This window comes from Streptomyces sp. NPDC048290 (genome assembly GCF_040652095.1).
Classification (GTDB): domain Bacteria; phylum Actinomycetota; class Actinomycetes; order Streptomycetales; family Streptomycetaceae; genus Streptomyces.
This window is the reverse complement of record NZ_JBEZLM010000024.1, coordinates 64,062-76,754: the sequence shown is the minus strand read 5'-3', so window position 1 is coordinate 76,754 and position 12,693 is coordinate 64,062. Positions and strand designations below refer to the sequence as shown.

Sequence of the window (12,693 nt, the reverse complement as noted above, 5' to 3'; positions counted from 1 at the left end):
AGCCACACCACCTTCTGACGTACTTGCGAGGAGCCCGCCATGCGCACCCTGATCAGCACCGCCTTCATCTCCCTGGACGGCGTGGTGGAGGCTCCGGGCGGCGAGCCCGGCTACCGCAACGCAGGCTGGACCTACAAGGACATCGAGTTCCTGCCGGAGGCGTTCGAGATCAAGGGCCGTGAGCAGCAGGAGGCGACGGCACTCCTGATGGGCCGGGTCAGCTACGAGGCGTTCAGCCCGGTGTGGCCGGACATGGAGGAGTTCGGCGACTACAAGCTGATGCCGAAGTACGTGGTCTCCACGACCCTCAAGGACACCGACCTGGTCCAGAACTGGGGCGAGACGACGATCCTGCGCTCACTGGACGAGATCGCCGCGCTGAAGGAGACGGAGGGCGGCCCGATCATCGTCCACGGCAGCGCGTCCCTGAACCAGGCCCTGTCGGACGCGAACCTGATCGACCGCTACCACCTGCTGGTGTTCCCGCTGCTGCTGGGCGCGGGCAAGCGGATGTTCAGCACGACGGACAGGGACACGCAGCGGCTGCGGCTGGTGGAGCAGGAGACGTACGGGAACGGGCTCCAGAAGCAGGTGTTCGACGTCGTCCGCTAGTGGAGGCGTGAGGCGCCGTCAGCGTTCCGCCGCGCCGACGACCGGCAGCGGGCGACTCGGGGCATCGAGCCAGACGCGCTGGCCCCCGGCACCCACGGTCACACCGAACCGCTCCCGGCCCGGCCGGTCATGGTCCACATACAGCCGATACGCGGCCTCCACGACGTCCCACAGCGGGCGTGGACCAGCCTGTCGTGCCCTGCCGTCCTGGGCTCGTGCCCACGCCCCGTCGGGACCCCACAGCTCCACGGCCGTCACCGGCCCGTCCGCGTCCCCTCGCTCGAAGGCGAAGCCGGTGTCGGGCGCGACAAGGGAGAGGACGAACCGGAACGCCTCGTCCTCGGCGACCGCCGTCAGATCCAGGCCGGTGATGCGCCCACTGGTCGCCTCCGGTCTGCCCGGGTGGGCCGGGACACCGGTGCTACCGGCCGCGCGTACGGCCATGAAGTAGGAACGCTCGGGCAGGAACCGCCCCTCGGCGCGTCCGTCGTCGGCGACGACCAGACGGACGGTGCCCCAGCCGAGCGGGGACACGATGAGTCCGGCGGGCCGGACCTGCGCCAGCCACGCGGACGGGATCGTGCTGAACCCGCAGGTGGCGATGAGCCGGTCGTACGGGGCCCGGTCCGGGTGTCCCGACCGGCCGTCCCCGGTGTGGACGAGCGGAGTGTGTCCGCAGCGCCGCAACCGCTCCTCGGCCGTCCGCGCGAGCCCGGGATCGACCTCCACCGTCACGACCTGGTGACTGCCGACCCGTTGTGCCAGCAGGGCCGCGTTGTATCCGGTGCCGGTGGCGATCTCCAGGACGCGGTGCCCGTCGGCGATGTCGAGTGCCTGGAGCATGCGGAGCATCAGCCCCGGTGCCGTCGAGGACGACGTGGCCACGCCGTCCGTGAGCTGTGTGGCCAGCGCCTCGTCCGAGTACACCGACTCCAGCCAGTCCGGGTCGCCGGACGTGACGTGCCGCAACCCCTGGGGAGTCAGGGTCCAGAACTCCGGTACGAAGGCATGACGCGGCACGGCTTCGAACACCTTCCGCCATACCGGATCGGACAGTCGGCCGTCTGCCTCAAGCTCGTCGGCCAGTGCCGCCCGCAGTACGGCGGCGCGCTCCTGTGGGTGTGTGGTCATGGTCGTCCCTCAGCAAGTAGATCGGCGATACGGGCGGCGATGGGGAGGCCGGTGCGGTTCTGAATCCAGGACCACTCTCCGGACGGGTTGCACTCGAACATCACCCAGTGACCGGCCGGGGTGACGGCGAAGTCGAACGCGCCGAAGGCGAGCCGGAAGTGCTCCAGCCAGCCCAGCACGCCCGCGCGGACGTCGTCCGGGACTCGGCAGACGTCGTAGGAGAGGGCGTCGTAGTCGCTGCGCCAGTCCACGCGGGCGGCGTCGCTGCCCGCGTGGATCTCGGCGGCGAACATGTCCCCGCCCACGACGGTCAGCCGCACCTCGTGCGACTTGGGCACCCACTCCTGGAACAGGTGGGCGGTCAGGCGCACGGAGTCGTCGAGCGTGTCGGGGTCGACCACATGCGTGGGCACCCCGGTACGGCGACCGTCCGGATATTCCAGTGGGCCGCCCATCAGCGGTTTGCAGATCACCCGGCCGTCCGTCTCGCGGCAGAACGTCCGGGCCGCCTGCGGGTCGGTGGTGATCAGGGAGCGCGGGGTACGGAGGCCGTGTGCGGCGGCGACCGGCAGTTGCCCCGGCTTGTGGGAGGCGATCCCGTCGACGTCGGGCCGGTTGACCCAGGTCACCGGGAGTGCGTAGAGCGTGCCGAGCAGACCGGCCAGCGCCTGTTCCCTGGCCCAGGTGAGATGAGGCTCCCGAAGCTGCGCCGATACGACGGGCAGGCGGGGCCGCCGGTAGTAGACGGCCCTCACCTCCTCCAGCCGCACAGAGCGCGATGCGTCGGTGAGGACCCCCGCCCACGGGCCTGCGGCGTGTTCGGCGGACAGGGAGACGGTCTCGGGGAAGTCCCCCATGTCGAGCCGCATCACCGGCACCCGCCGGGACGTCAGCTCGGCGACCACCAGGTCCGCCGCCGGGTCCAGTTCCTTGGTGACGACCAGCACCGGGCCGCCGGATCGATCGTGTGTCACCGCATCAGATACGGGTCGCTGGTGTCGTCGTTCTTGCTGTCCCAGTTCGTGTTGGTGCAGCTCCCGGCCAGCTCGGTGGAACGGCTCCACAGGGCGCCGGTGCCGTCGGTCAGGACATTGAGCTGGCGGTCAGGGTCGTAGGTGAACGAGTCGGCCTTCAGGGTCACGGTGTAGGGGGCGCGTTCGGCGCGGGCGCCGAACGGGACGGGCGGTGTTGCGGACATGTGTGCCTCCTGGTGGTGATGTGGTGCGGACTGTGCCAGGACGGTTCAGGGGGCGCCCGGCGCGAAGGGCGCTGCGCGGTGCGGGGCGCATTGCGGGGCGCAGACCCACAGCAGGAACGGACGGCCACGGTGCCGCACTTCGCCCCACACCCTGCCGTCCATCCCCAGACGGCGGGAGCAGCGGGCGCAGTCCATGGCCATCTGCTGCCGTGGGCTGAGCCGGTCCAGACGGGGCAGAACGCTCGCCGCCCGGACGGTCGTCATCCCTGGTCCGCGCGTAGCTCGGCCCAGACCCGTTTCCCCCCGTGGACGGGCTCCCACCCCCAGGTGTGGGCGAGGGCTGCGACGAGGAGGAGCCCACGGCCGCGTTCGTCGTCGGCAGCCGGTGAGCCGGTGGCCGGCCGGGTGCGTGAGGTGTCGGTCACGACGAGGCGCACGGACCGTTCGCCGGTCCGCGTGATCGACGTGGCCACGTACGCGGAGTCGGTGTGTTCCACCGCGTTCGCGACGAGTTCGGTGACGATCTGCCGGGCGGCGTCCGCCAGTCGCGACAGGCCCCAGGTCTCCAGTGCGAGGGCTATGTCCCGCCGTGCCTGAGCGGCGGCCTCCGGCGTCGCCGGATAGCGCTCCTGGTAGCGCTGGGGTCCAACCTGTGCGGTGGTCATCGCCATCGTCGCGTCCTCGGCATCGGTGCTCGCGGTAGACGTCCCGCCCGCTGGGGCGGCCGACAACCAGGTAACCCCCCTTCCCACCAGCACGCTTAGGACGTTCGCGGGTACGGCCCGAGGAACGCCCTAGGACGATCGCGGTCCACCACCTGACGGCTGGCGATCACACGGCTACGTTGAGTGCATGAACATCGAGCGCAACACCGCGCTGGAAGCGTGGATGACCGAACACGGCCATAGCTCCAACAGCCTCGCCGAGGCGGTGAACGCGGCCCAGGAGCGATTAACCGGACGGCCCGGCGGACTCGACGGCTCATCGGTACGGGCGTGGAAGGCGGGCCGGGTCCGCTGGCCGAAGTCGGGAGCGCGCAGGGCACTTGAGGAGGTCACGGGCCTGTCGGCGACCGCCTTGGGGTTTGTGCCGCGCGGCCGGAAGTCTTCCGCCCCGGTCCCATCGCAGGAGGACCTGGAGATGAATCGCCGCGCGCTCGTCGGTGGCATCGCCGCCGCTGCGGTGGCAGCCGCAGCTCCCGGCACGGTGGCGCCCCGCCGTATCGGAATGAGTGATGTCGAGCGGCTGCAAGGCCGATTCACCGAGATCGTCGCAAGCGACCACCGCCACGGCGGCCAACTCGGCATCGAACAGCGTGCCGCCGCTCTGGCGGACGAGGCACTGAACCTTCAGAACGCCGGAAGCGCAGCGCAACGGGTGCGCAGCAACATTTATGCGGCGGCAGCCGCGTTCCGCTCCTCGGCAATGTGGGCGGCGATCGACGGCCGCCGGTACGAGGTCGCGCTGAAGCACATGCGTGAGGCCCAGTCCCTCGCGGAGATGTCCGGAGACCAAGCGATCAAGTTCCGTATCTGGAGCCACGCCGGGACGATGTACCGGCACATGGGCCGCCCGGCCGACGCACTCGCCGCGAACGACGTGGCGCGCAGTCTGCACATCACTCGCCGGGACCCGATGTTCGCGTCCCTCGGCCTGGCCCGGCAAGCGGCTATCGCGGGTACAGCACAGGACCGCACCGCCACCCGCCGTGCTCTCGAACAAGCGCAGGAAGCCATGATCCGAGCCGACTCCGCCGACTTCCGGCCGGTATGGATGCTGGCCTTCTACGACCAGGCCGAGTTGGATTCGTTGTCGCTGTCGGCGTACTTGTCGCTTGGCGACTATCCCACCGCCGAGTTCCACGCTCACCGCTGTCTGGTCGCTCTTCGACCGCACATGGTCCGGTCCCGTGCGATCACCACAACGCGTCTCGCCCACGCGCAGCTCGCCCAGGGTGATGCCGACGCGTCCCTGGCGACCGCCATGGAGGTGCAGACCGACGCCGCTACCCAACACGCCCGGGTGTCCCGCATGCTGCAAGAGTTCGGCGCTGCGTTGCGGGCGAAGGCGCCGGGCAGCCCTCTCGTACAGGACTGGAACGAGCACGTCGCCGCTTGGAGGACCACCGTATGACCCCGGCACCTACCGTCGAACTACGAACGTTCACCACACTCGAACACATGCGGGGCGATCTGATCGACGTCTACGCCGAAGTACGCGCGCCCTTGCTCCATCTTCCGAACTACGCCGTGACCGCATTCGGCGAGCGTTTGGACCGCCATGGAGGCGAACCGGGGTTCACCGCCGTCCTGGCGTACGCGGACGGACTCCCGGTCGGCTACGCCTACGGCAACACCATCAGGCACGGAGACCGGTACTGGCAGCGCACATCACCACAACCAGCGGACAAGTACACGAAGCGCCCAGCGATAGCGATGAAGGAGATCGGCGTACGCCCAGCATGGCGTGGCAGCGGAACGGCCAGACGCATCCATGACGCCCTGCTCGCCACGCGCGACGAACCGTACGTGACGCTGATGGTCAACCCTGCGGCAGGCGAGGGCAAGGTACACGCGCTGTACCGCTCCTGGGGCTACGCGGACATCGGCCAGAGCCAGCCGTCACCGGCATCGCCGGTACTCATGGTGATGGCTCGCGACACTCACACTGCTATCTGAGCCAAGGGACCACAGCCATGCCCGCATTAGAACCGGGGCCCGTACTCGCCACAGCCTGCCTCGCCGAGCACGAGCCGGAAGACCCCACCGCCCCTCCCTCAACCAGCGAGACCAACCTCGTTGACTGGCATCTCCTGGAACACACAGGGCTCCGCAAGGCTCAGGAAGACCGCCTGCCCCTCTTCGAGCGCACCCGCTCGTTCCGCTCGTACTCGCCAGGGCTCATCCCCGGGCTCCTCCAGACGCACGCATACACCGAGGACGTGCTGCGTGCCGTGCAGCGCAGGAGAGTCGCGGTGGACGACGTGGCCGACGCCGTGGCCGCCCGTATGGAGCGGCAGCACGTACTCCACCAGGGCGGGCGCCAGTTCGCCTTCCTGGTCGAGGAGCCCGTTCTCCGGAACGCCCTGGGCGGGCGGGACGCCCAGCTCGAACAACTCGACCGTCTGCTCTCGATCGAATCACTGCCCCACATCACCCTGGGCGTGCTCCCAGTACGCCTGAGCCGGGCCCGTATGCCGGTGGAAGGGTTCTGGATCTTCGACGACGCTCAGGTCAACGTCGAGCTGGTCTCCGGGTATCTCACACTCACCCAGCCCGGCGATGTCACGGCGTACGCCGCTTCGTTCGCCGACCTCACCGAGTCCGCCGTCCACGGCGCCGAGGCTCAAGCGCTGATCGGAGCGGCCATGAACGCACTCGGGTGACGTGCGGGCCGGGCCCTGGACCCGGCCGCCAGACCCGACCACCGCCCCCACCCGCGAAGCCGAACCCCCCAGCCCCCCGACCATAATGTCCCCATGCCCCGCGACTTCCCCGGCGGCCTCGCCCCGCCCGACTGGCTGGTGCGGAATCTCACGCCGCAGCAGGCGCCCGTCAATCGGCCCGCCGTCGCCCGTGCCGCCGTGGCCATGACGCTGCCGCTGGCCGTCGGGCTCGCCGTGGGCGAACCGGCGTACGGGGCGCTCGCCTCGATGGGCGCGCTGTCCGGTGTCATCGGCGACACCGCCGACGCGTACCGTATGCGGATTCTGCACATCGCCGTCCCGCAGCTGTTCGGCGCCCTCGGCGTCACCCTCGGCTCGCTGGTCTACGGACAGGGCTGGCTCGCCGTCGTCGCCGTCACCCTCGTCGCGCTCGTCTCCGGGATGATCTCCACCATCGGCGCCGTCGCCTCCGTCTCCGGACTGCTCCTGCTGCTCAACGCCGTCATCGGCGCCGGGCTCCCGATGCCCGGCCCCTGGTGGGCCGCGCCGCTGCTGATGACCGGCGGCGGACTGCTCGTGCTGCTGCTCGCCCTGATCGCCTGGCCGCTGCGATCCGGCGTCCCCGAGCGCGCCGCCGTCGCCGACACCTACCGCAAGGTCGCGGCCCTGCTCGCCGACAGCGCCTCCGACGGCTACGAGGACGCCCGGCACGCCGCCACCCAGGCCCTCAACCAGGCGTACGACCTGGTCCTCGGCCACCCCACCCGGCACCATGGCCGCAGCGCCGAGCTGACCCGGCTGGTCGCCCAGCTCAACGCGGTCACCCCGGTCATCGAGGCCGCCCCCGCCGCCCATCTCTCCGGTGTCCCGCTGCCGCCCGAGGTCCCGTCCGCCGCCCGGCATCTCGCCGACGCCGTCGAGACCGGCTACCGGGGGCCGATAGGGCTGATCCTGCCCGAGCCGAGGAGCGAGAGCGCCCGTGCCGTCGACCACGCGCTGCGGCACGCCACCGCCGTCGTCGTCACCGGTGGCCCGGACGACACCCCCGACGACCTCACCGCCGGAGCCGACAGGCCCGACAGGCTCCGCGTCCGGGCCGCCCGCGCCGCCCGCAACCTCGTCCTGTCCGCCGGTTCCTGGCGCTACGGGCTGCGCCTCGCCCTGTGCATCGGCATCGCGCAGACCCTGGTCTCCCTCGTCCCCGTCCCCCGCTCCTACTGGGTCGCCCTGACCATCACCTTCGTCCTCAAGCCGGACTTCGGCTCGGTCTTCTCCCGCGCCCTGCTGCGCGCCCTCGGCACGGTCGCCGGACTGGTCGTCGCCGCAGCCGTGCTCTCCCAGGTGCCGCGCGGCTGGTGGGACGTACCGGTGATGCTGCTGCTCGCCCCGCTCATCCCCGCCCTCACTCCCCGGGGCTACGGGTATCAGACCGCCGCCATCACCCCGGTGATCCTGCTGCTGTCCGACACCCTCAACCGCGAGGGCACCGCCCTGCTGCTGCCCCGTCTGCTGGACTCCCTGATGGGCTGCGCCATCGCGCTGATCGCCGGATATCTGCTCTGGCCGGAGAGCTGGCACACCCGGGTCGGCGACCGGCTCGCGGACGCCGTCGCCGACACCGCCGGCTATGTCGAGGCCGCCTTCGGCGCCGGGGTCGAACCGGCCGCCCGCGCCCGGATGCGCCGCCGACTCTACCGCGACCTGTCCGTCGTCCGTACGGAGTTCCAGCGGGCGCTGACCGAACCGCCGCCCACCGGACGGCACGCCGCCGCCTGGTGGCCGCTGGTCGTCGCCGTGGAGCGGATCGTGGACGCCACCACCGCCGCCCGGGTCCGGGTCAAGCACGGGGCGGACCCGCCCGCCCCCGCCGAGGTCGCCCAGGTGGCGCTGCAACTGCGCGAACTGGCCGAGGGGCTGCGGGAGGTGGAGGTGCTCTTCCCGGTCCGGACCGAGCTGGCGGGACCGGCCGACAGTGTGCTGGCGCCGCTGCGGCAGGAGGTCGCCACGGCCCGCGCCATCACCTCACCAGGACGGTGACGGGGCTCGGCGGATGAACCGGGTACGGCCCGCCCCGTGCAGGGGGCGGGCCGTACCGGGTGGGGGGTTGCCGGAAGAGACGTCGAGGCGGCGGCGGTCCGACTAGCGGCTCTTCTCCAGCACCTTGTCCATGGCGGCGGCCAGACCGTTGACCCACAGCCGCTCCACCCGGGCTCGCTCAGTGGCGTTGGGGATGGCGTTGGTGCAGGACGTGCCGGGTCCGCCGCCCGACATCAGCTCGCTGCACGGACCCGAGTAGTTGTCGGGCAGACCGAGGACGTGGCCCGTCTCGTGGGCGGTCACCCGGGTCGAGTTGTACTGCTGGTTCTGGCGGTAGTCGAGGAATATGTACCCTCTGCCGTGCCCGTCGGTGGAGGCGAACGAGCCGCGCGGGTCGTTGCCCTCCCGGTAGGTGAAGTTCGCGGGCGAGCCCTGCCGCAGCTGGACGTTGGCGACCGAGCTGTTCCAGATCTGGGTGGAGCGGGCGATCTGGGAGGCGAAGGTGGGGGCGCGCGAGGCGTCGTAGGTGACCGTGACCGCGGCGGCTGACGTGGGGTTCGCGGCCCGCTGCTCGGCCACCGACTTCAGCACGGCCTCGAAGAACGCCCGGCTGGCCGCCGCGTCGGCGGACTCGGCGGACTCGGCGGACTTGGAGATGAAGTGCGCGGGCGCGGCGCTCCGGGTGTCGAGCGGGGCGGGGGCCGCGGCGGCGGGGACCGTCATCCCGAACGCGGCCGTGGCGAGCCCGAGGGTGAGGGCCGCCGCCGCCCGCACGGTCGAGGCGGCGCGGGCGGAGGAGAAGGGGGAAGACTGACGCATCGAAGACTCCTTGGTGGGGGTGAGTCGTTCAAGACGAGAGTCTCGGTGCCTGTGCGGTCGCTGTGATGATGTCAGCAGGTGATAGCTCCGCCCTATCAGCTCCGGGCCACCTACCCCCCACCAGGTCCACCGACCATCCCTGTCACCTTCCCCCACGATCCCGATTAACGGCCGTTGCAGGGGGTTTGTACGTCTGGTGAAACCCTGGCTTCCGCCTTAGCCTCCAAGGGCATGGAGCTTGAGGTGAGACACCTCCGCGCACTGTGCGCCATAGCCGACACGGGCAGTCTGCACCGGGCCGCCCGCCAGCTGGGCGTGGCCCAGCCGTCGCTGAGCACCCAACTGCGCCGGATCGAGCAGGAGCTGGGCGGTGCTCTGTTCCTGCGGACCCGGTCCGGCTGCCGCCCCACCCCGCTCGGCCGGCTCGTCCTGAGCCGCGCCCGCCCGCTGGTGGCCGAGATGCGCTCCCTGGTCGCCGAGGCACGGGCCGCCACCGCGGGCGGTCCCGAGCTGCGGATCGGCTCGACCGCCAGCAAGGCGCTGAGCGGCTGGCTGCGCCGGCTGCGCGGCCAGGGCCAGGACCCCACCCTCCAGATGAACGTCTCGCCGAACGTCCTGCTGCGGATGGTCGCCGACGGCCAGCTGGACATCGCGTTCGTGCACGAGGTGGAGGGCTGCCCGCTGCGCCTCCCGCCGGAGCTGCGGCTGCGCGTGCTGCTGGAGCGCGAACCACAGTTCGTGTCGCTGCCCGCGGACCATCCGGCCGCCGCGAAACCCGTGGTGGAACCGGGTGAGCTGGCCGGTGACCGCTGGATGATCGACTCGTCGGTGGACGGCGAGTGGGACGCCGTCCAGCGGATGTTCCGGGCCGCCGGGGTGAGCCCGCTGGTCCAGCACGGCGACTACCACACGGCGGGCGCGCTGGTCGCCACCGGCGAGGTGGTCACGGTCTGCCAGCCGACCGCGAGCAGCCCCGACATGGCCGTACGACGGCTGCACGGCGACCCGATCGGCGTCCGGCTGCTGATCGCGGCCCGTACGGAGACGGACCTCGACGGCGTCTTCCCCGCACTGGCGGAGGCGTACTGGGAGGTCGCCCGGCAGGCACCGGCGTACCGGGAGTGGCTGGAACACGTCGGCGCGCGCGACGGCGTACGGGAGGCCGCACACGGGGGCGGCGGCCATGAAGGTGTGCCGCCCCCGTATGTCCCGGCCCTCCCGGGGCCACCGGGGCTACCGGGGCCCGCTGACGGAGCGCTGCGGCTGGCTCAGACGCCGATGTCCTTGCCGTCGGTGCGGTAGACCGCGACCACGGCGGGACGGTTGAGCTTGCCGGGTCCGTCGGGCCAGGCGCTCAGCGGGTGCTCCGCGGAGGCCCCGTCCAGCTCGCCCGGGTGCTGTACGGCGACCAGGACCCGCCGCTCCTGGATGATCGGACCGCAGGTCTCGGCGCCCTTGGGCACGGTGAGGAACTGCTTCAGCTCGCCCTTGCGGTCACCGCGGGTGGCGACGCCGAAGAGGCCGTCGTGCGAGCCGAGCTGGGCGCCGTCCGTGGAGATCCACAGGTTGCCGTGGTCGTCGAAGGCCACGTTGTCCGGGCAGGAGATCGGCGACACCTTGTCCTTGGGATACCCGGCGAAGTAGGTCGCGGGGTCCTTGGGGTCACCGGCGACCAGGAACAGCGTCCAGGCGAAGGTGGTGGAGTCGGCACGGTTCCAGCGCTCGGTCAGCTCCAGGATGTGCCCGTGCTTGTTGGCGTTGCGCGGGTTGGCCTCGTCCGCCTTGGCGTTGGTGCCCATGCCGCGGTTGGAGTTGTTGGTGAGCGCGATGTAGACCTTGCCCGAGTGCGGGTTGGGCTCGACGTCCTCGGGGCGGTCCATCTTGGTGGCGCCGACCTTGTCACCGGCGAGCCGGGTGAAGACGAACACCTCGTCGGCGGTCATGCCCTCGACGTGCGACACCGCGCCCTTGCCGGTGGCGGTGGCCAGCGGAATCCACTGACCCGAGCCGTCGAACTCACCGTCGCTCGGCAGCTTCCCCGAGCCGTCGATCTCGATCGCCGGGGAGTCACCGGTCAGCTTGGCGACGTAGAGCGTGCCCTCGTCCAGCAGCGACAGGTTGTGCTCGCGCACCGACCGCGACGAACCCTTCTTCATCCGCTTGCTGCCGACGAACTTGTAGAAGTAGTCGAAGCGCTCGTCGTCACCGGAGTAGACGACGGGACGGCCGTCGTCCGTCAGCCGCACGGTCGCGCCCTCGTGCTTGAAGCGGCCGAGCGCGGTGTGCTTGCGCGGGGTGGAGTCCGGGTCGGTCGGGTCCAGCTCCACCACATAGCCGAAGCGGTGCGGCTCGTTGGGCTCCTGGGCGACGTCGAAGCGCTTGTCGAAACGCTCCCACTTGCGCTCGCTGGCCGCGGTGCCGAGGCCGTAGCGCTTGTCGGTGGGGCGGGTGGCGTTGGCGAAGTACTGGTTGAAGTTCTCCTCGCCGTGCAGCGTGGTGCCCCAGGGGGTGACTCCGCCGGCGCAGTTGTTGAGGGTGCCGTAGACCTTGGTGCCGGTCGGGTCGGCGGAGGTGCGCAGCAGCGGGGAGCCGGCCGCGGGGCCGGTCACCTTGAACTCGGTGGAGACGGTGACCCGGCGGTTCAGCCAGTGCCGGGGGACGACGGTGAGCTTGCCGCTCTTGCGGTCCTCCTCGACGACGACAGCGCTGAGGCCGTGCGCCGCCCAGGCGATCTCGACCTGCTCACGGGTCGGGTTGGCGGAGTCGTAGCCGCGGAACATGAGGACCTCGTCGGTGTACTCATGGTTGGCGACCAGGATCTGCCGCCCGCGCTCGCCCGGCACCGGGAGCAGCGCGAGGAAGTCGTTGTTGTAGCCGAACTGCCCGGCCTGCGCCTTGGCGGTCTGCTTGTCCGGGTCGAAGGCGGGCGCACCGCGCAGGATGGGCTCGCCCCAGCGGATCACGACGTTCTGCCGGTAGCCGTCCGGGACGGTGACCGCGTCGTTGGTGTTGGGCGCGACGGGCGTGAAGCGCAGCCCCTTGGCGGCCTTGTCCCGACCCCAGCCCCAGCCGTCGGCGGGCGCGGCCTGGGCCTCCGGCGCGGCGGCACCTGAGAGCGCGGTCCCGGCGGCGGCAGCGGCGGTGACGACCGCGGCGGCCCGCACGACGGTACGGCGGCTCAGCGCGGTGGCGATGACATCGCCGACGTACGGGTTGGCGGTGGTGTTGGGCACCTCGTGGAAACAGGCGTCCCCGCAGCGGAAGCGGCACGTGAGTGCGGCGCGACCACCGGGGTGCGAGTCGTTGGAGGTTCTGATGATGGGCAACTGCATACGCACGTGGTTCTCCCCTTGCTTCCCCTTTTATCCAGCGTGACGGACGGTAGGAGCACGTTTGTGCGGGAGCGGAGCCGACACATGAACGGCAAGTGAACTAAAGGTATCTGGGAGAGAGTTGACGCTAGGCGCGTAGATCAGCCACATATATGGCCGACACGGCGATGCCCACCTCA

13 protein-coding genes are annotated in these 12,693 nt (G+C 70.9%); 6 read left to right on the top strand and 7 right to left on the bottom strand.

The features are described from left to right. Positions 1-39 precede the first annotated feature (39 nt). A complete protein-coding gene (locus tag AB0D49_RS32410) occupies positions 40-612 on the top strand; it encodes a dihydrofolate reductase family protein (protein WP_362764489.1) in 573 nt (190 codons plus the stop codon). A gap of 18 nt (positions 613-630) precedes the next feature. Here the strand turns inward: AB0D49_RS32410 and AB0D49_RS32405 are convergent, their stop codons facing one another. From AB0D49_RS32405 to AB0D49_RS32385, 5 genes are read right to left on the bottom strand one after another with little or no spacing between them, the layout of a single operon-like run. Continuing rightward, positions 631-1,743, bottom strand: coding sequence for a methyltransferase domain-containing protein (locus tag AB0D49_RS32405; protein ID WP_362764486.1), 1,113 nt, complete (start codon positions 1,741-1,743; stop codon positions 631-633). Beyond that, positions 1,740-2,717 (bottom strand): ATP-grasp ribosomal peptide maturase, encoded by a 978-nt coding sequence (gene tgmB, locus AB0D49_RS32400; RefSeq protein ID WP_362764483.1) that lies wholly within the window; start codon positions 2,715-2,717, stop codon positions 1,740-1,742. The genes AB0D49_RS32405 and tgmB overlap by 4 nt, the downstream gene beginning before the upstream one ends. Then, positions 2,714-2,941 carry a putative ATP-grasp-modified RiPP gene (tgmA, locus tag AB0D49_RS32395; RefSeq protein ID WP_362764480.1) on the bottom strand — a complete coding sequence of 76 codons (228 nt, stop codon included), beginning with the start codon at positions 2,939-2,941 and terminating at the stop codon, positions 2,714-2,716. The genes tgmB and tgmA overlap by 4 nt, the downstream gene beginning before the upstream one ends. Positions 2,942-2,986: 45 nt before the next feature. Beyond that, positions 2,987-3,205 carry a hypothetical protein gene (locus tag AB0D49_RS32390; protein ID WP_362764477.1) on the bottom strand — a complete coding sequence of 73 codons (219 nt, stop codon included), beginning with the start codon at positions 3,203-3,205 and terminating at the stop codon, positions 2,987-2,989. Then, positions 3,202-3,612 carry an ATP-binding protein gene (locus tag AB0D49_RS32385; protein ID WP_362764474.1) on the bottom strand — a complete coding sequence of 137 codons (411 nt, stop codon included), beginning with the start codon at positions 3,610-3,612 and terminating at the stop codon, positions 3,202-3,204. The genes AB0D49_RS32390 and AB0D49_RS32385 overlap by 4 nt, the downstream gene beginning before the upstream one ends. 181 nt (positions 3,613-3,793) lie before the next feature. Between AB0D49_RS32385 and AB0D49_RS32380 the strand changes: the two genes are divergently transcribed. From AB0D49_RS32380 to AB0D49_RS32365, 4 genes are all read left to right on the top strand, one after another. Beyond that, on the top strand, positions 3,794-5,074 hold the full coding sequence (locus AB0D49_RS32380) for an XRE family transcriptional regulator (protein WP_362764471.1): 1,281 nt from the start codon (positions 3,794-3,796) through the stop codon (positions 5,072-5,074). Next, positions 5,071-5,619 (top strand): GNAT family N-acetyltransferase, encoded by a 549-nt coding sequence (locus AB0D49_RS32375; protein ID WP_362764468.1) that lies wholly within the window; start codon positions 5,071-5,073, stop codon positions 5,617-5,619. Before AB0D49_RS32380 ends, AB0D49_RS32375 begins: the two co-directional genes overlap by 4 nt. 17 nt (positions 5,620-5,636) lie before the next feature. After that, positions 5,637-6,326, top strand: coding sequence for a DUF5753 domain-containing protein (locus AB0D49_RS32370; RefSeq protein WP_362764465.1), 690 nt, complete (start codon positions 5,637-5,639; stop codon positions 6,324-6,326). Positions 6,327-6,419: 93 nt separating this feature from the next. Continuing rightward, on the top strand, positions 6,420-8,363 hold the full coding sequence (locus AB0D49_RS32365; RefSeq protein WP_362764462.1) for an FUSC family protein: 1,944 nt from the start codon (positions 6,420-6,422) through the stop codon (positions 8,361-8,363). A 102-nt stretch (positions 8,364-8,465) separates the two neighbouring features. Here AB0D49_RS32365 and snpA read toward each other — a convergent pair whose 3' ends face one another. Beyond that, positions 8,466-9,182: a snapalysin gene (gene snpA / locus AB0D49_RS32360; RefSeq protein ID WP_362764459.1), complete on the bottom strand. Its 717-nt coding sequence runs from the start codon at positions 9,180-9,182 to the stop codon at positions 8,466-8,468. A 231-nt stretch (positions 9,183-9,413) separates the two neighbouring features. Here snpA and AB0D49_RS32355 point away from each other — a divergent pair, with 231 nt between their 5' ends. Continuing rightward, positions 9,414-10,484: a LysR family transcriptional regulator gene (locus tag AB0D49_RS32355; protein ID WP_362764457.1), complete on the top strand. Its 1,071-nt coding sequence runs from the start codon at positions 9,414-9,416 to the stop codon at positions 10,482-10,484. Here the strand turns inward: AB0D49_RS32355 and AB0D49_RS32350 are convergent. Next, positions 10,451-12,520 (bottom strand): PhoX family protein, encoded by a 2,070-nt coding sequence (locus AB0D49_RS32350; protein WP_362764455.1) that lies wholly within the window; start codon positions 12,518-12,520, stop codon positions 10,451-10,453. The genes AB0D49_RS32355 and AB0D49_RS32350 overlap by 34 nt on opposite strands. Positions 12,521-12,693: the final 173 nt, after the last annotated feature.